This is a genomic window from Flavobacterium sp. HBTb2-11-1 (assembly GCF_009826975.1).
In the GTDB taxonomy this organism is placed as follows: domain Bacteria; phylum Bacteroidota; class Bacteroidia; order Flavobacteriales; family Flavobacteriaceae; genus Flavobacterium.
In genome coordinates this window covers 713357-738960 of record NZ_WUMO01000001.1, presented here as the reverse complement: position 1 = coordinate 738960, position 25604 = coordinate 713357, and the positions used below count along the sequence as shown (strand labels likewise).

Genomic DNA, 25604 nt, shown 5'->3' with positions numbered 1-25604 from the left:
AATTGATTGTTTAAAATTTAAGCCACAAATGTAATAATCTTCTAATAAAATCTAGTTTAGAAACTCAAATTTAATTTCCGAAATTATAACGAAGTGTGAAACCTGATCTGATATTCGTTAAAGGGAAAGAAGTCGAAATAACTGCTTTCGAGAACGAATGGTCATAATAGAATATTGCTGTTAAGTTTTTACTGAATGCATAATCTGCCGTCAATTTCAACGTCCAGATATTCTGTCCTGCTGCCAGCTGATTATTATCGTAATCTAAATAGCGAACCAAAGTTTCGTTATTTCTATATGAAAAATCAGCTTTAATATTGATATCGCTCTTAATAATTCCAGTTGGATTATCTGCCAATCTTGATGAAATGATTACATCTTTAAAACGGTATCCTACTCCTACAACGTACTCTACTCCTCTTACTTCAGTCAATAAATTATTGTCAAAACTCATAGACAAAGCACGATCTTTTTTAACTTCTGTCAATAAACGGAATGAATTCTTCAACTCAAAATCAACTCTAAGTAGTGGACTAAACTGTTCTACTAAGTTGACATTAGACATAATCGTTTTATTGAAGAAGTTCGTATTTACATCTTGGCCGGTTGGATTTTCATAATAATCAAAATTAGATCTAAACTGGCTAATCGTATATGATGCTCTATAATTATGCTGTAAAGAAAAACGTCTAAAATGATCTTTAAAATATTTATAGCGCATCAATCCATTATACTTCACATTCCAGTTCGGAATAGGGAAACTTCTAAAAATACCTGTTGAGCTCTTAGAAGCATCTGCTCCTGTATAAGCTGCCATAAACGAAGGCAGTAAGACAGCCTGATTACTTTTTGAGAAACCAATAGGGTATCCTTCGTTGGCAACGTATATTTTATAATTAGGATCTGTTTCAGCCGGAATTGGATTATTTGCATCTCCATATCTAGGAATTTCTCCGCCTCCATAATGTTGCTCTGCCAAACGATTTGCAATAACCAAACGGTTGCTTCTAAAATCATCAAATGCAGACGATTCCGTTTCTGTACTTGTTGAAAAAGCTGTTTTAATTAATACAGTCGAAATAGAAAACATTCCGTATGTATATGGAGACAACGGCACATATTGATTTGTTGCAGGATCCACACTATATTGCTCTGAAGAATTTTCAGAATAAGCACGATCCATAGCCAAATCAATTTTTAAATCTGGAAGCAAATCTACATTTGCCGTTACTTTCAACAGTTTGTTGCTTACCTGCGTAAAGTTTTGGTTAAAATTCTGATAGCTGGTCAGCCATCCGTTTTTAGCCGCTTCAAAACGCACATCATCTTGGCTTCCAAATACGAAGCCTAAGGAAGGTTTAGATGTACCAAAGAAACCTACACCTGGAATGTAACCCGGTAAAACTGTTCCGCTGTTTTTAGTATAGTTAATCTGAACGTTTTTAATACTCGTCAAAACTCCAATCAAACCATCATAAAATGGGTTACTGCTTGTAACTGGTTTAGCCGTGTTTACAATTTTCTCACCTGGCTTTGGCGGAGCAGCAGGTTTTGCTTTTGCTGGTTTTGAACCCGGCGTCAGACCTAAATATTTATACAGCGTATTCATATTTAATGTCGTAGATAAAGTATTCGAATTGGCATTTTGAACCGTATTTCCTAAATCCCAAGACACTCCATTTTCATCAACATATTGCGAAAGTGCCGTTGATGATCTCTGCCAATTATAATCTGCTGTATAAGAATAGGTCGCTTTTACAAAACTAAATATTGGAATTTTATTAATTGGAATATCATAATTCAGAACCAACTGCTGTAAATGCTGATTTGGTATACCAATGTCAAAATAATCATCCCAAATATTAAAATCTTCTTTTGGCGTATTATCATCGTTCAAGAAGTTTCTAACAATATTATTTGATGCTGCTGTGTAGTTCAGTTTTAATGATTTTGTCAAATTAAATCCAAATCCATATTGGTAATTAAATGCAAAATTTCTTCTATAAAGCGGATCAAGTCCGATGCCCTGAACGTCTTCAACTTGTCTATATTGCTGACGATTGCTTTGTCTTAAAATATTAGTATTAAACGAAACATTTGAAGGAAGATAATTAAAGTTGAAATCACTCAGCATTTTCCAATAATCACTTTTTTTCATGAATTGGGTTTGCTTAAACGGCACTACCTCTTTTGGCTGGAAAGTATACGCATAATTTACAGCTGTATTAGATTGTTCGTCATTGTAATTTTCAACTTCATAATCATGTCTTTCCACCTGATTGTACGATTGCGAAAAAGTAAAGTTTTCCACATCATAAACATGCGGTTTTTTCTCTGGCGCTCTGTCTTTTCTTACTCCAATAAAATTGATGCTTTTACGTTTCGTGTAATCAACTGCGCGTGTTCTAATATTTTCTTTTTCTGCCGGATCTGTAGTTTCTTTAATCAATTGATCTAACTTGATGTCCTGATTAAATGGATCATATTCTGGCGTAATAACTTCTTCTCCAATCGCATAATTGAACGGAAGGTTTATACCCCATTTTGGAGGCAGCAACTTTCCTAAGTTTATATTAGTCACAATGTTATATTGCTGAATATCTTCACGGTCTCTTTCGTTTGCTCCTTGCTCAAGAGAACCAAAACCAATCGTGCTCTTTTTACCAGATGCAGACAATGTCATTAAATCGGCCATATTAGTATCTACATTCAATAATGCAGCCATACCGCCTTTGTTTTCTAAGTCTGACATACGAAGCTCGTTAAACCAAACTTCTCCCATAATATCTTTATGGTTTGCCGCACTTTTTACTCCGACCATCAAATTTCGGACTAAACCAAAATTTGGATTTCCTTTAATACCTAATGTTAATTTACCATCTTGGTCACCACCATCAACATCTGGATCTCGGTCTGGATAATAAATACCGTTTATATCTCTTTTTGGTGAGTTAATATCGATATTCATTCCCAAGATTTTCATTCTGGTCAGCAATGAAAGCGCTACATCAATATTATTCTCTTCCAACCAAACTTGGTCTGCACTTATGGTACAACTTCCTCCTGTTCTTGTTACTTTTAATGGAATCTCGATTTGATAAAAGTTTTGTGTAAAGTCATTACCAAAACGGATAAATCCGATCATCTCATCATCCAAAAGCGGCGTTTCATTTGGAAGCGATTCCGCATGAAGGAACATTTTCAGTTTTTTGTACTGACGCATATCTACGCTTACATTTTTGAAAACGGCTCTAGAATCTTGATATTCTAATCCACCCCCTCCTATTCGAAGTGCCAGAGACTGCTCATTCTGATTAATGATTGTATTGTTGTTGTATAACTGCTCTCTTTGAACTCCTGGCGGAATTACATAGTTTACAGGACATTTTGTACCATTTTCTTGAATGTTTACTGCTGCAACATCAAATTGAGTTCCGTCATCATCAGGATTCGTATCATTTGCATCTAATGTTCCTGTATATTTTCTCCATTCCCCTCTTACTAAATCTAAAGCTCCAAAACGAACTGTCATCTGATCGTTAAATCCAGTCATAAACATACGCATGAAACGAATCGATCTAAAATCGGTAATGTTTCCAATAGTGTTTTGAGGTTTAGATACAGGTATTTTAAACTGAATCCATCTTGCGTTGGTTGAACCTCCATTTGGAAGTTCTACGTTTTGCACTTCTCTAATATCGGTAATGTAGTTTTCTCCAACCTGCATACCTGGTCTTAAATCAATACTATATTCATAATATGCATTGATTGTACTCATAGTATTATCACGATTGATATCTTCAACGTCTGGTAGCGTTGTAGAACCACGGTTTGGATCATCAACACTTACGGCTGAGTTTCCTTCTGTTCCGTTGTATCTTTTATAACGCTGTAAAACGCCACCTTCTGTATTTAAGAAATACTTATAATTGTCTGCTGCAGGATCTTCTTCTCCTGCGTAGTTAGTATAAATTGATCCTTCTTTTGCATCTGGCAAACCGTCTAAACCAACATCTTGATTTTTACGATTGTCTGGATTGGTATCAAATGCATAAATTAAAGATTGAGATGCTGGCACGTCTCCCCAAATTGGCTGAGGATTTACCATAATCTGATCTGGCCCTAAACCATTTTCATATTGCTTTCTTCCGTCTTTTAAAACGTCTTCTGAAACTTCCCCTAAATTGAAATAGATTTTTCCGTTGTTAGTCGGTTGCGCTTCTCCCGTACCAACATAAGGATCAAGTACCCAAAACTGAATGTATTCAACATTCCCCTGCTCAAAGTTAGTTGAGTTTAATGCACGCATAATTCCACCAAAATTAGCTGCTGGATTGCTCGAAGCAAAATTAGGGTTGTTATTATATGGTCCTCTATCTGACGGATAATATGTTAAATCTAGTGTATTAATCACCTGAATCTGTCCTTGTGCAATATCTGTATTTGGGTAAAGCTCTTTACTATAAATTCTTCTGGTTGAGTTTAAAGATAAATCGTCATTTGAAATTCCAGATGGTTTTGAGGTGTAAAAAATTGGGTCGATACTGTACCAAGACAGCTTAGCACGCTTGTAGCCATACTCTAGAGTATTAGAACTAGCATTGAAAGTATTGTCTGTAGCAGAATTGATAAATGGTGTTGAAGCCAAACTCCATGCATAAGCAGACCTCATATCGATTGTAGTCTGAGTACCTTCAAAATCGTCAATATAAATAGTCGCCTCACCTTCAAAATCACTTGCTTTTGGAGCATCTGGTTTCAAAAATGCTATTTCCCCACGAATCGAAAGATTAGAAGGAACATCTGTGTCTATATTTGGCAGTTTATTAGCTAATCTTGTTAAAAACGGAACTTCTGTAGAGTAATTTCCATTGAAACCGAAAATCGTATTATTTACAGATTCTTGACCATAGCTTGATTTTTGAGTAAAAGGGCGCTCTGTCATTTTTAAGAAAGTACCACCTACAACAAATTTTTCAGAGATTTTATGTTCAATATTGAATCCCATGAACCTTCTTGTCTGCTGACCAAAGATTGAGTTATTTTCTAATGAAACTTCAATTGGTGTATTAGAAGCTTGAAGTGAAGGATCTAATATCTGTACTCTTCCTAATTGATAGTCTACGCTATAATCTATACCTTCTACCAAAACTCGCCCTGCAGCTGTTACAACCACAGATCCTTGAGGTACGTTGAAAGCACCAATAGGAATACCATTACTTCCCGAAGATTTGTATTTTCCTCTTAATAAGAATTTGTTTTTATCACTATCCTGCAAAGCACCAGCCTGAGTATTCTTATACATGTTTCTAAATACATATTTCCTCTGATTTGGGTTATATGTAGTTGGATCATTATAGTTTTCTCCAGTACCTGTGTTTAATTTTCTAAACAAAAGCTCTCCAAAAGGCTCTTTTGTGGTGAAAATAATTCGAGCATTCTGCACATCAACCGTTACTCCCGGAACATAATCGAAGAATCCGTCTCCTCCAGTTTGCGGATCATTATTATAGTTTAATCGATCAAGATTAAAGACATTCAATAATGGCGTTTGATCCAGCTTATCATCTGGCGCAGGATTTGGAGGAAAAGTGCTTCCCTGAACTGGCGTAATATAATTGATTGGCGAAGGGTCTGTATAAAGAATGTTAAGTCTGAAATCTTCTTGCTTAATTTGATAAGCTTGTGGAATTTGATAAACGTTTTTCATCATCAAGTTCCAAACAGGATTCTGAACGTTTGTCAAACTGCTTTTCAGCATTTTCAACACTAAACTTTGCGTTACAATTGCCTGATTCGCGTTGTTGTTTCCTGTAACTACTGTTGCATCTACACCATCGCTTCCGAATTCCCCGACTTGGTAAACTTTTCCTCCAACGGTATATTCAAATGCAACTGCCAAAATTTCGTCATTGGCCAAACGCTGCTGTAACGAGATATATCCTAATTGTGCATTAAAAGTATATTCTTGTGTGGTTAATTTTCTAGCATTTTCTAGAACAGAATAATCTGTACCTTCATTTACATTGGTATTATTAAATCCAGATTTTGCTGTAACGATTTCTCGAATATTTGAATTTAAATAACTTCCCGGTTTTCCTATTGCAGCAGGATCATATTTATTATTCGTATTATCTGTTGGAGAATCTATAGGATTGTTAAAAAAGCCCGCTGGATTTGTAATTACAACCACTTCATTATCTGGCACACCAGAAACCTGTCCTTCTCCTAAATCCTGAAGTGCTATAACATTTCGTAAGTTATTATTTCCTGTTGTTATTCTATTTTGTTTGTTGGTTACCCAAACTTCTATTCTGGTAACCTGAACACGGCTATCAATTAATGGATAATTTTTTAATGAAGCATCGTATTTATTTCTAAAGTATTGTGATAAGAAGAAATGTCGGTCATTATCATAATCTAATGCAAATAAATCAAAGTTTTGCACGGTTCCGCCACCTTCTGCGACTATACTTTTGGTTTGAGACTTCTGTTCTGAGAAAACTCCCGTAACGGTTGTCTTACCAAATTGCAGTTGTGCTTTGACCCCAAATAAACTTTGCGCGCCTCGAATAAGCGTACTATTTAATGGCATACTAACGTTACCTACCTCAACTTTCTGAACAATATCATCTTCTGAAGGCGTATAAGCCAGTTTAAATAAGTTTTGAAAAGCAAACGTTGATTGTGTATCGTAATTGGCATTTACCTCCAAACGAGTTCCAATTTTCCCCATTAAACTCATACTGATTCTTTGGTCAAAATCAAAAGTTAGAGAAGATCTGTTTCTTGGCGAAAATGAAGGATTGTCTTGTTTGGTGTAACGCATCCCCAAGTCCATTTCAACTGACCCTGTGGGTTTTACATCTATAGTGTTACTTCCAAAAATACTTTCGAACAAACTCGAATTAATATAATATCTTGGCAATAAATCTTTTTTGGCTGCTTCGGCTCCAGCTTTCTTGCCATCAATGGCATCCGATTTTTTTCTAAAATAATTTCGTCTCGATTCTTTTAGAACTAAATCTTCGTATTCTTTTGGAGTTAAAATTAAAGGGTAATTGATAGAGAAACCATCTACTGAAGTGGTGTAAATATAGCGATCTGTAATAGGGTCGTATTTATATGCCGAAAGTACACTTGGAGGATCTTCGAGATCTATCTTACCGACTGAAAACTGAGTTTTAGTTGTATCTTGAGTTACCGGCGTAACCTGTGCACGCAAAACATTACCGCAGAGCAATACCAGCAACAAAATACAAATTTTACGCATAGAATTCTTTTATATAAAATGAAAATTATAAGCTTTTTAAAGCCTTTTTGATAATTGTTTCAGCAGTAGCTTCAGGATCTTCTTTTACGATTCTTTCTACCACTTTTTCAGAAGCTTTTCGCACAAAACCTAGAACTTCTAGAGCAGATAACGCTTCATCTCGGTTTCTATTGTTTTGAACAGCAAAAACTTCATCTATATCATACAATTTAACAATTTTTTCCTTTAAATCAAGTATAACCCTTTGTGCTGTTTTGTTTCCAATCCCTTTGATAGACTGAATTATACCAACATCTCCAGATGCAATGGCATTTATAATTTGCTTTGGCTCTATAGACGAAAGCATTGTTCTTGCGATTCCAGCTCCGATTCCTGAAACAGAAATCAGCATCCTGAAAATTTCACGCTCGGTTTTTTCTGCAAAACCATATAAAGTATGCGCATCTTCTTTAATTTGAAGATGCGTATACAATTTTATATTTTCAGAATTTGAAATTAAAGAGAAGGTATGCAGCGATATATTCACCTGATAACCAACTCCTCCACAATCAATTACAACTTCTGTAGGATTCTTTTCTACTAATCTCCCCTGCAACTGTGCTATCATAAATATAGTTTATTAGTATCAAATATAACAAAAATGCCATAAAACTACGACAAATTTGTTCAATCCTTGTAAGAACGTTTTATTGCGTTATTTTATTCTTTTTAATTTCTTTTTCCTGTGCATCAATAACAGCGATTGCTGCCATATTCACCATTTCTTCAACGCTGGCACCTAATTGGAAAATGTGAACTGGTTTGCCCATACCCATCATGATAGGTCCAATTGAGTTCACTTTGTACAATTCTTTTAATAATTTATAAGTGATATTCGCTGATTCTAAATTAGGGAAAACCAATGTATTTACTTTTTTTCCTGCCAATTTAGAGAATGGGAATTTTTCTTGAAGCATTTCTGGATTTAAAGCAAAATCCGCTTGAATTTCTCCATCAACAATTAGATCTGGATGATTTTTATGCAAGTAAGCTACAGCTTCTCTCACTTTTGATGCGCTTTCGCTAGTTGAAGATCCGAAGTTTGAGAACGAAACCATTGCAATAACCGGCTCTATTCCGAACATTCTTGCTGTTTTTGCCGTCATAATTGCAATATTAATCAAATCTTGTGCAGATGGATTAATGTTGATTGCAGTATCTGACAAGAACATTGGCCCGCGAGATGTAAGCATCATGTTTGCTGTTGCAATAAGTGAAGCGTTCTGCGCTTTTGGAATTAACTGCATCATAGGTTTTACAACAGAAGGATAACTTCTTGAGTGCCCTGTTACCAATGCATCTGCTTCTCCTTCATTAACCATCATGGCAGCAAAATAGTTTCTTTCGCGCATGAATTTTTCTGCATCCAGTTTAGAAACTCCTCTTCTTCCTCTTGTTTCCCAGAATGATTTCGCAAATCGGTTACGTCTTTCCGCTTCTTCATCTGTTTTAGGATCAATGATCTCAAGATCAGCATCGAAACCTAATTCTTGTTTCAATTCTAAAATCACTTCTTTGTTTCCTAATAAAATTGGGAATCCGATTCCATCTTCGTAAACAATTTGAGCTGCTTTTAAAACATTTAATTGATCTGCTTCTGCAAAAACAATTCTTTTAGGATCTAATTTTGCACGGTTAGTAATCAAACGCACCATTTTGTTATCGTTACCCATACGTTCGCGCAACACATCTTCATAAGCTGCCCAGTCTGTAATAGGATTTTTTGCCACTCCAGATTCCATTGCTGCTCTTGCTACTGCAGGCGCTACAACTGTAATCAATCTAGGATCGAATGGTTTAGGAATGATATATTCTTGGCCAAAACCTAGTTTTGTTGCACCGTAAGCTACGTTTACCTGCTCTGGAACTGGTTCTTTTGCCAAAATAGCTAAAGCTTTTACAGCCGCCATTTTCATTTCTTCGTTAATTTTTGTCGCTCTTACGTCTAGTGCCCCTCTAAAGATATAAGGGAAACCTAAAACGTTATTTACCTGATTAGGAAAATCTGAACGTCCCGTAGCCATAATAACGTCTTTACGAGTTTCTACAGCCAAATTATAATCAATTTCCGGATTTGGATTTGCCATTGCAAAAACGATCGGATTATTTGACATTGTCAATAACATTTCTGGCGATAAAATGCCTCCTGAAGATAATCCGATGAAAACATCAGCACCTTTTACAGCTTCTTCTAAAGGAATTTTAGCTCCATCAATAGCATATTTTAATTGTAACTCTGATAACGACGGATTGTCTTTTGTTAAAAGCCCTTTACTGTTGTACATTAAAATATTCTCTACTTTTACTCCAAGCGAAACATATAAATCTGTACAAGCAATTGCAGCAGATCCTGCACCAGAAACTACCATTTTTACATCTTCAGCTTTTTTGCCTGCCAATTCAAGTGCATTGATTAAAGCTGCAGAAGATATAATTGCTGTTCCGTGCTGGTCGTCGTGCATAACTGGAATGTCCAATTCTTCGATCAATCTTCTTTCGATTTCAAAAGATTCTGGAGCTTTGATATCTTCAAGATTAATTCCTCCAAAAGTCGGAGCGATATTTTTTACAGTCTGAATGAATTCTTCAACATTTTCTGTATCAATTTCGATATCAAAAACATCAATATCAGAGAAAATTTTAAACAATAAACCTTTTCCTTCCATTACAGGTTTTCCTGCTTCTGGACCAATATTTCCAAGACCTAAAACAGCTGTACCGTTTGAAATTACGGCTACTAAATTTCCTTTTGCTGTATATTTATAAACGTCTTCTTTGTTTGCTGCGATTTCTAAGCATGGTTCTGCAACTCCTGGCGAATAGGCCAAAGATAAGTCTCTTTGTGTTGCATATTTTTTTGTTGGAACTACCTGAATTTTTCCTGGAGTTGGTTCTGCGTGATACAGTAACGCTTCTCTTCTTTTACTCTCTTTGTTCATTGTTTTTAGCTTTTATTCTAGCTTACAAAGATATAAGTCTTGTTTTAAAATGGCGTCTTTTTAGCGTTTTCTTTTCCTAAAATCTATTCGAATAAATAAAAAAAGTCCAATAGAAATTGGACTCGTTTGAATTTTTATCGTTTTTAGGTGTGCTTTATTGAGAAATATAAGAATTCAAATGGTTGATTGTGTCTTTCTGAATTTCTATAATTGCCTTCACTACATCGCTAATTGAAATGACTCCAACCACATTTCCGTCTTCTAAAACAGGCAGGTGTCTTATTCTTTTTTCGCTCATAAGTTCCATACAATCTTCAAGATTATCTGAAAGTTTTACTGTAAAAACATGACTTTCCATAATCTCATGAACAAAAGTTTCTTTTGAAGATTTATCTTTCAGTACAATTTTTCGGGCGTAATCTCTCTCCGATAATATTCCTTTTAAAACATTATCATCCATCACTAAAATTGCCCCAATGTTTTTTTCTCCCATAACTTTTAACGCATCATAAACCGTTAAATTGGAGAAAATAGAATAAACATTTCTTCCTTTTGCTTTAAGTATTTGATCTACAGTCATAATGAAAAATTTTTAGATTTATAAAGTTAAAACAAAAACCAACACAATCTGCAACGAAATCGATTTTTTAAAATCATAACCAATTCATTTTAAACATAATACATCAAAATTTAAATTTTCAAAATTATAGTGTAAAGAATGAATTTGTTTAGAATTGTTTTTTGAGGAAAATTAGATTTTTTAACTTTTACCAACCAGAAACTCCTAGCGGAGTTTTTTTCATTTTTATTGACCAATCAAATGTCCCTACGGGACATTATAAATACGGATAAACATTTGCGTTCTACCAATCAGTCACTCCTAGCGGAGTGTTTTTTTCACACATTATATATAATTCGAAACCCACTCCGCTAGGAGTGACTGATTGGTAGAAAAAAAATAATCCACCACCCATCCATTATCCCGTAGGGATTATACATAACACAAAACCCCTTTTCTACAATGTAGAAAAAGGGGTTTTGTAATTTATAAAAAAATGATTTTACATCGCAACAATAATAAACTCGCTTCGTCTATTTTGCATGTGCTGTTTTTCTGTACATTTTACTCCGTCTGCACATTTGTTTACTAATTGTGTTTCTCCATAGCCTTTTGCGGTTAGTCTGTCTTCGCTGATTCCTTTTTGAATTAACCAATTTTTGGTTGACTGTGCTCTTTTTTCTGAAAGAATCTGATTGCTTTCTGAAGAAGAACGGCTGTCGGTATGCGAACGAATATCAAGTTTCATAGCTGGATATTCATTTAAAAGATTGACCACTTTCATTAATTGCGGTTCAGATGTTTTCTTGATGGTTGCTTTACCCAAATCAAAGAAATTCATAGGAAGGTTTAGTAATTTTGCAATATCTACTCCTACTCTTATAGAACCTACTTTAACAGGGCTGATTGTCGTTTTTTTGATCGCTACAGTTTTTGCCACAAGTGGTTTAAATACTTTATTTAATGCAATCATTTGAGTAGTTTCTCCTTTTTCTTTAAGGATTGATACCACAACTTCTTTGGCATTATAATCGTTTTTAGCCGTTCTAATGGTGTATTTCTTACCACATCTTAAATCAGGAAAAATGTAATTTCCTTTTTCGTCTGTAGTGATTGTTCCAACTGGATCAAATTTTTCATTAAACAAAGTCAGAGAAGTATTGGGCAATATCTCATTTGTTTCTGCATCAGTAACCGTTCCAGATAAATTTTGTTCGCAAATTAATCTTCTGGTTTCTGTAAATCTATAAATATCGTCTAAACCTAGTCCGTTTTCTCTGTTTGAAGAAAAATAACCGCTTCTGCTTTTACTGTCAATGCTAAAAGCAAAATCGTCTTGCTTGCTGTTTACAGGTTCTCCAACATTTAAAACGTCATCAAAAGTTCCGTTTGCTTTTATTCTTGAAGCAAAAATATCCAATCCACCTAGACCTGGACGTCCATCAGAAGCAAAATACAATTCGTTATCTCCAGAAATGAAAGGAAAAGTTTCTCTTCCTTCAGTATTAATTGCTGGCCCTAAATTTTCTGGCGTGCCAAAAGTTCCGTCTTGATTGATTTCAACTTTATAAATATCCGACTGACCTAACGTTCCTGGCATATCTGATGCGAAATACAACGTTTTTTCGTCGACACTTAAAGCTGGATGCGCCGTGCTATATTGGTCACTGTTGAACGGAAGTTCTTTTACATTTTGCCATGTGTTATCGATAAGTTCTGCTTTGTATAATTTAAGAAGCGTTACGTTTTTATCGTTGCTTCTTCTTTTACCGTCTGTAAAATTATTTCGGGTAAAATACATCGTGCGCCCGTCTTTTGTAAAAATCGGACTTGACTCATTAAAGTTGTCTTTTTTTCTTTTTACTAAAAGCTCTGGTTTTCCAACACTTCCGTCTGGCAGTAAATCGGCTGTATATAATCTAGAGAATGATCTGTTTGTCCATTGAAAATTAGCTTTCACAACTCCGCCCGTATCGCGCGCAGAAGTAAAAACAATTTTGTTATTGTAAACAACGCTCCCGTAATCTGAATATCTAGAATTGACTCCAGCATCGGCTATTTGAAATCGGCCTGAGTTTTCTTTTATATCTTCTAAATAGTTTTTATCGCTTCTGATTAAATCTGCTCTTTTTTCTGCACTTGCTTTATGATTGAATTTCTGTAAAATCTCATCAGACTTACGATAGTCTCCAGCTGATTTTAATGATTGTGCATATCGATATAAATATTCAGCATCTTGGTTTTCGTTTATTATAAATAATTGTTCGTACCATTTTAATGCGCTTTTTAGTTCTCCATTAAAATAATATGAATTTGCCAAACGCTGAATTATCCCTTGGTCGGTAGTCTGCTCAGTTACCAAACTCTCGTAAACTTTTATGGCATCCGCGTAAGCGTACTCTTCGTATTTTTTATCTGCATATTTTATGTTCATGTTTGTGAATGGGTTTTGTGCATTCACATTTGAAATAAAACTAGACAGTAAAAAGATCAAAATTAATTTTATAGCTTTCATAGGTTGTATTAAAAGAATCTTGGAGATATCATTTTATTGTAATTATTGAAGAATTCGAATCTTAAGAAAATCTCATGAGATCCAGAATTGTATTTTCTCAATTGCGTAGTTTCATGATCGTAACCATAACCGATATACATTCCTTTTGTCACTTGAAATCCTGCCATAGCACTAACAGATGCGCTCCAACGATAAGCAAGTCCTAAAACGAATTTGTCATTGAACATGAAATTTCCTGAAACATCTACTTGCAAAGGCGCTCCTTCTACCATTTTGGTCATTAAAGCTGGTTTGAATTTTATGTATTCTAAACGATCTAAATTAAATACATAACCTGCTATTAAATAATAATTGATTTTATCTTTAAAAATAGCCACGTCGTTTGAATCATAACGATTTGTTTCTATAAAATTAGGAACCGATAATCCGATGTAAGCTCTATCTGAATGATAATAAATTCCGGCTCCAACATTTGGCGAAAATTTATTTTTTAGATTCTGAAACTGCGGATCATCTTGATCTTCATAGCTCAATTTATTAATATCGATATTGAAAAGATTGGCTGTTCCTTTGATACCAAAAGATAAATTCCATGATTCTGAAGTAGGAATGGTATAAGACAAATCTGCCGATAGCGTATTTTCTACCGTTGGCCCGATTTTATCATTTACCAAAGAAACTCCAAGCCCTAAATCGCTATTTTTTAGAGGTGTATTAACCGAAAAAGTACTCGTTTCTGGCGCTCCATCTAACCCAATCCATTGCGTACGATACAAACCAAAAACGCTTAAAGCTCCACGTGAACCTGCATACGCTGGATTTACTTCGATTGTGTTGTACATGTATTGCGTGTACTGCGCGTCTTGCTGCGCATTGGACACAATCGAAAAAAACATAAAAACTAAAATTAATTTTTTCATTTATTAAGCTTTAAAACGGCTTAGCCTAAACTAAGCCGTATTCCATTTTATTTATTAAGGTATAAGTAACCAGATTCTTGGTGAGACTTCTGAGCGCTGTCTTTGTATTTTAAGACATAGAAATACGTTCCAACCGGAAGACCATCTGTTTGTTTGATCGTAGAACGTCCGTTAGAATAGCCAACAAACACTCGATCGTTATTATTATACTGATCTATATTGAAAACCAAAACTCCCCAACGGTTATAGATTTCAACCGTATTGTCTGGATAACATTCAATTCCTCTAATGTAAAATCTTGCATTCTTACTGTCTCCGTTTGGAGAGAAAGCATTCATTACTTTAATAGAACATCCGTTTAAGTCTAAGACTGTTGGACTATCTCCACTATTGCTTGCATCGTCTGACTGATCTTCAACAACAACTCCTCTTACACTGCTTCCTTTTACAGTTGCTTGATTACTTACACTGCCTCGATTAATATCTTCTTGAGTGATTTTGTAGACTGCCGTGAAATTCGTTTCGTTAGATTCGTTCACTCCCAAATTAATTGCTTGTCCAGAAACAACCACTCCTGGCAATGGATCGTTTATTGTAATTCCAACTAAAGGCACATTTCCTGTATTGGTTACTGTAAACTTATATGTAATGGTTTCTCCTGCATTTGCAAAACCGCTCTTATTTTCGTCATTGAAAACCGCTGTTTTGATTACTGAAATTGCTGGAACTTCAACAAAAACATTTAATACAGCTGTTGAGCAATTTGTACCATTAGCTTTTTCGCAAACCTGATAAGTCAACGGATAATTTCCTCCTGGCGTGTTTGGCTTAACATTTACCGTTCCGTCAGCATTCCATTCAAAATATGGGCTTTCTGTTACAGGTTTAATTATAACATCTGCAGGATTTATTGGCTGTCCGTTTATCAAATCATTTTCTAAAACATTTACAAATTCTAATGAACCATTGATACCGTCTGCACTAACATCATTATCATTATTCAACGTAATTTTATTTTCTGTTGGCGGAACTGGATCTACAACATTGTCAACGGTAATCTTAATTACTGCTTGACTGCAATTTGATGCATTGGCAACTTCACAAATCTGGTAAGTCAGTTCATAAACTCCGTCTGCTGTATTTGCAGCAATGTTAATTGAACCGTCTGCATTTAATGTAATATTTGGATGTACTACCGGTACCGATAAAACAACTTCTGAAGCTTTAATTTTTGCTCCGTTTAGTAAGTCATTTTCAAAAATATTAATGTTAGCATCTGCTCCTTTCTTTACATTTACAGGTCCCGCTTCATCATTATTCGCTTTAATGCTAAATGTTGGACGTGCATTACAATCTGGCGTTGCTGGCGGATAAGCAACAGAAACCGTAACAGTTGGATTTAATGAAAACTCAATTTTCACTCCATTTCTAGTAGCTTCAAATCCGTCTGCTCCTTCTGACCATATTCCGTTATTTAAAATCCATCCTGGCCAATCTGTTCCGTTTTTATTACTGTCAATCTCTGCACCTGGCCATAAAATATTTCCGCTTAATGGCAGATTGGTCTGTGTTGCCACTACATTATTATTGCTATCAATCCATTTAACCGTTAATAGATTGTTAGTCGTGAAATTATCTGGCGTAACTGTATAGTTAACGTAAGGAACGTTGTTTGAACAATAGCTATTTGCAACTACTGTCATTTTTGGTTCTGCAACTGTAACTTTTACAGTATTTGAATCACAGTTATTCGGATTCAGTTTTTCGCAAATTGTATACGTCAGTTCATATTCTCCTGCTGGTGCATTAGGTGCTAATACAACATTTCCGTCTGCATCAACAGTTAAGTATCCTTTTGGATCAGCTTGAGTTACTTTAAGATCTACGTCTGATGGCGTTAATTTATTTCCATCTTTAGTATCATTCTCAAAAACGTTGATTACTTTCTGTGGAACGTTTACTCCGACTGCCGATGGCACTAAATCTTCATTTGCTACAAGATTTCCACCTGTAACTTTCACCACTGTAATTACAGAATCACAATTTGTTGGATTTGCATTTTCACAGATTTTATATTCTACATTATAATCTGCTGCAGGTGTATTTGGCGCAATTGTAATCGTATAATCTGAATTTAATGTCAATCCTGTCGGAAGCGTTCCGATAATTTCAAACTTAACTTCTCCAGCTCCTGTTCCAACTACAATTGCATTTCCGTTTAATTTATCATTTGCAGTCAATGAAATTGTTGTTCCTCCAATATTTCCATTTATTGAAGCTATAACATCTTCAACTGCATCGATTACCGGCAAACCAACTGTCACTTTCACAGTGTTTGAACTGCAGTTGTCTGGGTTTAATTTCTCACAGATTTCATAAGTCAGCTCATAAGTTCCTGCTGGAGGATTTGCTCCTAAAACAATGTTTCCGTTTGTGTCTAAAGTCAGATATCCTTTCGAATCTGCCGCTGTAGTTTTCAGCGTAACATCTGACGGATTTAATGGCTGACCATTTTTAGTGTCATTATCAAAAACGTTTTTGCCTAATGTCTGAGGAGCATTCGATCCTAAAACTGATGGAATTTCATCTGCATTTGCCACAAGGTTTCCTGCCGTTACCAGTACGGTAATAGTTACTGAATCGCAGTTTGTTGGATTAGTATTTTCGCAGATTTTATATTCTACATTGTAATTTCCTTTTGGCGTATTAGGCGCAACTGTAATCGTGTAATCTGAATTTAATGTCAATCCTGTCGGAAGCGTTCCCACGATTTCAAATTTAACTTCTCCTGCTTCTGTTCCAACTACAATTGCATTTCCGTTTAATTTATCATTTGCAGTCAATGAAATTGTTGTTCCTCCAATATTTCCATTTATTGAAGCTATCACATCTTCAACTGCATCGATTACCGGCAAACCAACTGTCACTTTCACAGTGTTTGAACTGCAGTTGTCTGGGTTTAATTTCTCACAGATTTCATACGTCAGCTCATAATCTCCTGCTGGAGGATTAGCTCCTAAAACAATATTTCCATTTGCATCTACAGTAAGATATCCTTTTGGATCTGCCGATGTAGTTTTCAGTGTAACATCTGATGGATTTAACGGCTGGGCATTTTTTGTGTCATTATCAAAAACATTCTTCCCTAATGTCTGAGGAATATTCGATCCTAAAACTGATGGAATTTCATCTGCATTTGCCACAAGGTTTCCTGCTGTTACAGGTACTGTGATAGTTACTGAATCGCAGTTTGTTGGATTTGTGTTTTCGCAGATTTTATATTCTACATTGTAATTTCCTTTTGGCGTATTAGGCGCAACTGTAATCGTGTAATCTGAATTTAGCGTAAGTCCCGTCGGAAGCGTTCCGATAATTTCAAATTTAACTTCTCCTGCTCCTGTTCCAACTACAATTGCATTTCCGTTTAATTTATCATTTGCAGCCAATGAAATCGTTGTTCCTCCGATATTTCCATTTATTGAAGCTATAACATCTTCAACCGCATCGATTACCGGCAAACCAACTGTCACTTTCACAGTGTTTGAACTGCAGTTGTCCGGATTCAGTTTCTCGCAGATTTCATACGTCAGCTCATAATCTCCCGCTGGAGGATTAGCTCCTAAAACAATATTTCCGTCTGCATCTACAGTCAGATATCCTTTCGAATCTGCCGATGTAGTTTTCAGCGTAACATCTGACGGATTTAACGGCTGGGCATTTTTTGTGTCATTGTCAAAAACATTCTTCCCTAATGCCTGAGGAACATTCGATCCTAAAACTGAAGGAATTTCATCTGCATTTGCTACAAGATTTCCTGCTGTTACAGGCACAGTAATAGTTACTGAATCGCAGTTTGTTGGATTTGTGTTTTCGCAGATTTTATATTCTACATTGTAATTTCCTTTTGGCGTATTTGGCGCAACAGTAATAGTTCCATTTGCATTTAATGTCAATCCTGTCGGAAGCGTTCCAATAATTTCAAACTTAACTTCTCCTGCAGCTGTTCCAACCACAATTGGATTTCCATTTAATTTATCATTTGCAGTCAATGAAATTGTTGTTCCTCCGATATTACCGTTTATTGAAGCTATAACATCTTCAACTGCATCAATTACCGGCAAACCAACTGTCACTTTCACAGTATTTGAACTGCAGTCGTCTGGATTCAGTTTCTCGCAGATTTCATAAGTCAGCTCATAATCTCCCGCTGGCGGATTTGCTCCTAAAACAATGCTTCCGTCTGCATCTACAGTCAGATATCCTTTTGGATCTGCCGATGTAGTTTTCAGCGTAACATCTGACGGATTTAATGGCTGACCATTTTTAGTGTCATTGTCAAAAACATTCTTCCCTAATGTCTGAGGAGTATTTGATCCTAAAACTGAGGGAATTTCATCTGCATTTGCCACAAGATTCCCTGCCGTAACCGGTACGGTAATAGTTACTGAATCGCAGTTTGCTGGAACTGCGTCTACTTCACAGATTATATACTCTACGCTATAATTTCCTTTTGGAGTTCCTGGAGCTACTGTGATAGTTCCATTTGTATTTAATGTCAATCCTGATGGCAAAGTGCCTACAATATTTATTGTAACTTCTCCTGAATTAGTTCCAATTACTGCTTGGTTTCCATTTAGTGTATCGTTTCCTATTAGAGATACCGTTGTCCCGCCAATGTTGCCATTAATTGGAGTAATAGTATCTATTACTGCATCTATTATATTTACAACTTTAACTTCCGCAACTGCTGTTTTACAATTTGTAGGATTCGCGTTTTTCTCACAGATTTCGTATGTGATGCTGTAAGTTCCGCTTGGCGTATTTGCTGCTAAAGTTACATCTCCGTTTGCATCAACACTCAATGGTCCTGATGAATCTATTGTAACAACTGTATTTCCAGACGTAACAAATGCTCCATCTAAAGTGTCGTTTGATTTTACATTTCCGATAATTGCCACTGACGTTCCTGAAGTTTTTGTTCCGAAATTATCATTAACAGCAACTAAATCATTTACTATTTTAATTGTTACAGTAGCCGAATTACAATTTCCGCTGTTCGCAATTTCACAAATTGAATAGTCAAAAGTATAAGTGCCTGTTGGCGTATTTGGTTTAACTGAGACTGAACCATCTGTATCATTGAAATTTAATACTGGAGGTAAAGAACTAGTTAATGTTACATCAATATCACTTCTGCTTACTTTATTGCAATTTAAAATATCATTATCAAAAATATTAGCAATAACAGTCCCTCCAATAACCCCATTTGATGAAGAAATTGTATCATCATTTGCTTCAATAGCTCCAATTACTTTAACCGTTTGCGTACAGGTCTGTGTATTTCCTGCTGCATCTTTTGCTGTCCAAGTTACAGTCGTGTTTCCGATTGGAAAACTTGATGGCGCATCATTTGTTACCGTTACAGTTCCGGTGCAGTTGTCTGATACCGTTGGCGTTCCTAAAACAACTCCTGATGCTGTGCATAAATTGGCATCTGCCGAAACCACTACCACTGCTGGGCATGTGATTGATGGTTTCTGAATATCACTAATAATTACCTTTTGAGTCGCTGTTTCTGTGTTTCCGTTCCCATCATTAAAAGTCCAATTAATGGTGTAAGTTCCCTGAGCTGAATAAGTCAAAGGATCTGTCGTTGTTCCAATCACCGCTCCTGCACAATTATCTGTAGTCGTAGGAGCTGTTGCTGTTGCAGAACATTCTCCTGTAATATCAGCCAATATTGGTTTTGCAGGTTTCTGGGTGTCTTTAACGATTACCTTTTGAGCAGCAGTTTCTGTATTTCCGTTACCGTCGTTAAAAGTCCAGTTAATCGTATAAGTTCCTTGAGCTGAATAAGTCAAAGGATCTGACGTTGTTCCGGTTACTGTTCCTGCACAAATGTCTGTGGTTGTTGGAGCTGTTGCTGTTGCAGAACATTCTCCTGTAACATCAGCCAATATTGGTTTTGCAGGTTTTTGGGTGTCTTTAACGATTACTTTTTGAGTAGCTGTTTCTGTGTTTCCGTTACCGTCATTAAAAGTCCAGTTAATCGTATAAGTTCCTTGAGCTGAATAAGTCAAAGGATCTGACGTTGTTCCGGTTACTGTTCCTGCACAAATGTCTGTGGTTGTTGGAGCTGTTGCTGTTGCAGAACATTCTCCTGTAACATCAGCTAATGTTGGTTTTGCAGGTTTTTGGGTGTCTTTAACGATTACTTTTTGAGTAGCTGTTTCTGTGTTTCCGTTACCGTCATTAAAAGTCCAGTTAATGGTGTAAGTTCCCTGAGCTGAATAAGTCAAAGGATCTGACGTTGTTCCGGTTACTGTTCCTGCACAAATGTCTGTGGTTGTTGGAGCTGTTGCTGTTGCAGAACATTCTCCTGTAACATCAGCTAATGTTGGCTTTGCAGGTTTTTGGGTGTCTTTAACGATTACTTTTTGAGTAGCTGTTTCTGTGTTTCCGTTACCGTCATTAAAAGTCCAGTTAATGGTGTAAGTTCCCTGAGCATTATAAGTCAAAGGATCTGTCGTTGTTCCAGTCACCGTTCCTGCACAATTATCTGTGGTTGTTGGAGCTGTTGCTGTTGCAGAACATTCTCCTGTAATATCGGCTAATGTTGGTTTTGCAGGTTTTTCTGTATCACTAACTTTAACTGTTGAAACAGCCGATGTTTGCTCGCAGCTTGTTACTGTATTTTTAACTTTTACTTTATAATCTCCGTCAGAGTTTACAACTAATGAAGAAGAAGTTTGCCCAGAAATTACAGCATTGTTTCTGTACCAAACATAAGTCGCTGAACTTGCATTTGTAGCCGCTGTCAATGTTGTGGTTAAACAGGCCGTTAAATTTCCAGTTATAGTCGCGGTCGGCAATGCATTTACGGTTACAATATGTGTAGTAGTCGCAGGTCCGTTACATCCCGCAGCACTTGCTGTGATTGTAGTTGTTCCTGACCAATTTGCAGCGTACGTCACCACTCCCGTTGTAGCATTAATTGTATTACCCCCTGCGATACTTGCAGGATCCAGATTATAACTAATACTTGTTGAATTACTTGCAGTTGTGGTTCTTGTATCTGTTCCTGCTCCTTGGCAACGAGAAGATGTTGTAGGAGAGAATGGTGAAATTGTCACATTTGGCGTTAAAGTTACAGTTCCTTGAATTGTTGCTTCTGTACAAGGTGCAGTATGTCCAACAGTTGTAATGGTGTAAGTGCCTCCTGCTGTTGGGGTTCCAGAAATTGTAATTGTTTTTGCATTAGTATCGACCGCAGCAGATAATCCTGCAGGCAAGTTAGATACTGTAGCATTTGTAGCACTTCCTCCAAAAGTATAAACAGCACTAGGGACTGATGCTCCAGAACAAACCGTTGGATTTCGAGTGCCACTTGTAAATACAATGCTAGAAGGGGTATTTATAACCGCTGCAACAGCAATTCTTGATGTTGAAGTACAACCTGCAGCTGTTACTGCACCCACATAGTAAGTTGTAGTAGCTGATAAAGTTGGAGTGTTAAAAGTTGCTCCAGTTCCTAATACTGTCAAAGTCGTAGGATCTGCATACCAATTAATAGTTGCACCTGTTGAGGCGGTTGCTTTTAATTGTAATGATCCTGCACCACAATTTGAAGCCTCTGTTGTCGAATTTATTGTTGGTATTATATTTATTGTTGCTTTAACTTCAGTTCTTGCTGGCGTTGTACAGCCATTATCTGTTGCTTCAACATAATAAGAAGTTGTTGCAGATAAACTTGGCGTAGTAAAACTCTCTCCTGTCCCTAATGATACTCCTCCTGTTGATGCAGCATACCAATTGATAATTCCTGCTGATGCTTCAGCGCCCAAAGTTACTTCTCCAGTTCCACATCTTGATGCAGGAGAAACTCCTGTTATTGTTGGTTTTGCATTAATAACGAAATTTACCGCTGCTCTACAATTTGAATTACCTGAACAAGCCGCATAATATGTTTTTGTTCCTTCAGTAGCAGTGTTTGTCAATCCTGATCCTGCAACTCCTACTGGGTTAAATGAAGAGCCAGTATAAATCGATGAACCTCCAGTTGATGTAGTATACCATTCAATTCCACCTATAGTATAATTTACAGTAATCTGCATATAATCTACATAGGCAGTAATGTCATTACTTGATGTTCTAGTGATACTTGCAGATAAAGCAATTCCAAAATTTGAATTATTAATATCTGCAGGAGTCCAAGTGGTATTCCATAAATCTGATGATCCACCATAATTTGCTGCAGAAGTAGAACTTGTTGACCAATTAGATCCTGTGATACCTTTATTTTCACCAATAACATTTCCTGCTTTAATTAAACTAACAACATTATCTTTAACATTCACAGTAGAGCTGGCAGTACTACTATAACGACCAATTGTAACTTGAATTCCAGTAATTGCAGCATTCGTAGGAATATTAAAATCAAAATCTGTTCCTTGAAGAGACCTTGTCGCAACAGTGGTATTCCCTCCACTATTAACAGTTGCAGATGCATAGCTTGAATCATTAGAAGTCACTCTCGAAGGATTAGACCAAGAAAGTGTTCCAGTAGTATTTACACTACTACCTGCTCTTGCAATTTTTGCTCCACTGCTATTAGGCGTTCCACATGGAGAAGAAGCTGTCAATAATCCAGTTCCATTTTGACAAATAGTTATACCTGTAGCCGTTGGCGCTCCTGCAACAGCATTAACAACAATTCCGGCATTAGGAGCAGAAGTACATCCTTGTGCATTTGTTGTAGTAATAGAATAAGTTCCTGGAACCAATCCAGAAAAAATACCATTTGTATTACTCATTGGAGAAGATACAGGATCAGTCCCTGTTAATGTATAGCTTATTCCTGAACCATTTGCTGGTGTATTAACAGTTATAGTTCCTGTTGGAGATGCACAAGTAGTTTGGGTTACACTTACTGTAGGAGCTGCAGGCAAACCTAAAATTGCAATATCGTCAACAGCAGTGCTATTTCCATTAAAATTCACACCAGGAACATTTGATTGCCCAGTTCCTTCGTAAGTTTTATTTGCAGCACCATAAGCATTGGTAAATGCAGTTATTTTTCTAGTAGAATTGGCAGTTGTACGTGTTGGATCTAGATATAAAGCTTGTGCACTTGAACTATAAGTACCCGCTGCCATAGAAGATGCCACTTTTCCAACTAAAGTTATCGTAACAACTCCGTTTTGCGCAATATTAAATCCTCCAAAAACAGGATTATCGGCGGTAGCAGTTGCAGAATTAGCTAAAGTTCCTGCTGGTCCAGAAGCTCCTGTAGAATAAGCTGCAGTAGCTGAATCAAATTCGATGCCCGTTGGAAAACTAAAATCCAACATCACTCCAGCTGCATTTCCTGCTCCCGTATTTTTTATTTCGATTTCATATGAAACTTCTTCATCAATAGAATTACAAATCGCAGTAGTCAATAATGTTTTCACTTTAGTCTCAAGAACTGGAAAGCAGTTTGCATTAACCTGTAAATTTGGCGGTACGTCTGCTACTGTAAAAGTTGACACATAACCAACTGTTCCTGCTACAGCGCCGTGATTGATTCCTTTTCCAGCATTAGATTTACCTGCCGCACCACCAAGGACGCTTGTTGCAATAGTTACTGTGCTTGAAACATTATGACAGATGATTCCACCACCACCACCACCACCTGGTCCGTGTTCGTTATTATCATCATTTTCTGTATTTCCACCATCACCTCCATTTGCCTCTATTTTAATATCTGCGGTACTATTATTAGAAACGTTTAAAAGAACTGTTCCTCCAGCTCCACCACCACCTGCGCCATCTGGCGAACCAGAATAAGTTCCAGGAGCTCCTTTTCCTCCATTTGCATAAATTGTACCTTTGCCTAAAACATTACCAGCATTAATAAGAATAATTGCTCCGCCAACACCACCTTTTACACCTGATGATGCATTATTTGCGTCGCCGGCGCCACCACCGCCTCCCATAGTAAGTCTTGGGAATTTTAGTTCTGTAATAAAAGATTTTGATCCAGGTCTTCCACCTCCAGTAAGTTTATTAGAAAGAGCATCTCCGCCTGCACCTTGCCATCCAGCACCACCAAGACCCCCAAATCCGCCATTACCACCGCCACCGCCACCGGTATTATGGTCATTACCTCCCCCTCCAGCATTAGCAGGAGCACCTCTTCCGGCAGAGCCGCCTGGCATTCCTTCAATCGTGTTAGCAACCTGATTAAAGCCATCCCACATGTATTTAGGCGTACCGGCTATTCCCTCTCCTTTTCCAGAAATAGTACTTTTCGATGAATCACCAACATAAGTTTTAGAATCGTTAGCATTCGAATCTGCTTTTGGACTATATCCTCCCCTAAAACCTCTCGCACTACCATCAATACTAAAACCATTAAAATTAAAAGTTCCAGAGACATTAAAAGCGATAATACCACCAGCAACTCCATTAAAAGGTGGTGTAGTGATATTGGCTGTAAGCGTTAAATTAGAGTATTGTGGCACTCTAACCACTTGAAAAGTTCTCTTACCTCTTGAGGCAGTTGGATCTGCATTATAAAAACTATTTAAGACACCTCCATTAGTGCCAGTCCCTTTGAATGTCAAATTTCCGCCCGTTAGCGGCACATTGTTTGTCGCAATAACATACTCAAAAACTCCAGTGTTGCCGAGAGATGTAAATCCTGTACCTCCGAGATTATCTGGACCGCTATTGGAAGTTCCTGAACCATAACTATCTGTATTTATATAATTTATAGTTGCATCCTGCATTTGAATAATTAAAATCAAATCTCCAACTGAAATCGGAGTTGACCCAAAATTGTTTGAATACTGGTCTGTTGCCGGTACAGCTGATAAAAACACAGACTGCGCTCCTGCATTCATCGTAATATTGCCTGAAATTGGATAGTACGTATTTACAGAACTTGACACTGCAACAGGTCCATCAACTCCAGGAGTTCCGCATACTTGGGAAAATGAAGTTATTGGTAATGTGGCGAATAAGATAAAAAGAATTAGCCTGGAAAATCCAGACTTACAAAAAGTAGAGTTACGCATAGACGATTTGTGTTTGTGGAACAGAAATTTCGGATACTAAAAAACGGATGATCGTTTCTAGCATATGGGTGAGATACGTGAAAAAAAATAAATTAGATTTTGAAAAACTTGAAAAAGTTTTTCTGAGACTTACACAAAAAAAGGACATTATGTAGACCATGACATTGTATTGAAAAAGACTAAAAAAGTCTTTCTGGTTTTAAATTAAGTAGATTTGGAAAGCGCGAAAGTATATCGAGGAATGAAACCTTACCTCATTATTCCGACAAAGTGCACATAAAGTCGTCAAACAACAGTTT

The 25604-nt window shown here is 36.6% G+C and carries 7 protein-coding genes; all 7 read right to left on the bottom strand.

Going from position 1 to position 25604, the window contains the following annotated elements; all coding sequences use genetic code 11:
- Nucleotides 1–70: 70 nt before the first annotated feature.
- Nucleotides 71–7273, bottom strand: a complete 7203-nt coding sequence (sprA, locus tag GR162_RS03185) for a cell surface protein SprA (protein ID WP_160780957.1) — start codon at nucleotides 7271–7273, stop codon at nucleotides 71–73.
- A 25-nt stretch (nucleotides 7274–7298) separates the two neighbouring features.
- Nucleotides 7299–7880: a Holliday junction branch migration protein RuvA gene (gene ruvA, locus GR162_RS03180; protein ID WP_160780956.1), complete on the bottom strand. Its 582-nt coding sequence runs from the start codon at nucleotides 7878–7880 to the stop codon at nucleotides 7299–7301.
- 79 nt (nucleotides 7881–7959) lie between these two features.
- Nucleotides 7960–10251 (bottom strand): NADP-dependent malic enzyme, encoded by a 2292-nt coding sequence (locus GR162_RS03175; RefSeq protein WP_160780955.1) that lies wholly within the window; start codon nucleotides 10249–10251, stop codon nucleotides 7960–7962.
- 154 nt (nucleotides 10252–10405) lie between these two features.
- Complete coding sequence (locus GR162_RS03170; RefSeq protein ID WP_008467377.1) at nucleotides 10406–10831, bottom strand: CBS domain-containing protein; 426 nt, start codon at nucleotides 10829–10831, stop codon at nucleotides 10406–10408.
- Nucleotides 10832–11312: 481 nt separating this feature from the next.
- The gene (locus GR162_RS03165) at nucleotides 11313–13325 is read right to left on the bottom strand and encodes an OmpA family protein (protein ID WP_160780954.1); all 2013 of its coding nucleotides are present in this window, start codon (nucleotides 13323–13325) and stop codon (nucleotides 11313–11315) included.
- Between the two features lie 8 nt (nucleotides 13326–13333).
- A complete protein-coding gene (locus GR162_RS03160) occupies nucleotides 13334–14245 on the bottom strand; it encodes a type IX secretion system membrane protein PorP/SprF (RefSeq protein ID WP_160780953.1) in 912 nt (303 codons plus the stop codon).
- A gap of 47 nt (nucleotides 14246–14292) precedes the next feature.
- Complete coding sequence (locus GR162_RS03155) at nucleotides 14293–25305, bottom strand: gliding motility-associated C-terminal domain-containing protein (RefSeq protein ID WP_160780952.1); 11013 nt, start codon at nucleotides 25303–25305, stop codon at nucleotides 14293–14295.
- Nucleotides 25306–25604: the final 299 nt, after the last annotated feature.

Excerpts from the sequence above, each read along its gene's own strand:
- sprA (WP_160780957.1), bottom strand. The coding sequence starts at position 7,273 with ATGCGTAAAATTTGTATTTTGTTGCTGGTATTGCTCTGCGGTAATGTT.
- ruvA (WP_160780956.1), bottom strand. The coding sequence starts at position 7,880 with ATGATAGCACAGTTGCAGGGGAGATTAGTAGAAAAGAATCCTACAGAA.
- GR162_RS03175 (WP_160780955.1), bottom strand. The coding sequence starts at position 10,251 with ATGAACAAAGAGAGTAAAAGAAGAGAAGCGTTACTGTATCACGCAGAA.
- GR162_RS03170 (WP_008467377.1), bottom strand. The coding sequence starts at position 10,831 with ATGACTGTAGATCAAATACTTAAAGCAAAAGGAAGAAATGTTTATTCT.
- GR162_RS03165 (WP_160780954.1), bottom strand. The coding sequence starts at position 13,325 with ATGAAAGCTATAAAATTAATTTTGATCTTTTTACTGTCTAGTTTTATT.
- GR162_RS03160 (WP_160780953.1), bottom strand. The coding sequence starts at position 14,245 with ATGAAAAAATTAATTTTAGTTTTTATGTTTTTTTCGATTGTGTCCAAT.
- GR162_RS03155 (WP_160780952.1), bottom strand. The coding sequence starts at position 25,305 with ATGCGTAACTCTACTTTTTGTAAGTCTGGATTTTCCAGGCTAATTCTT.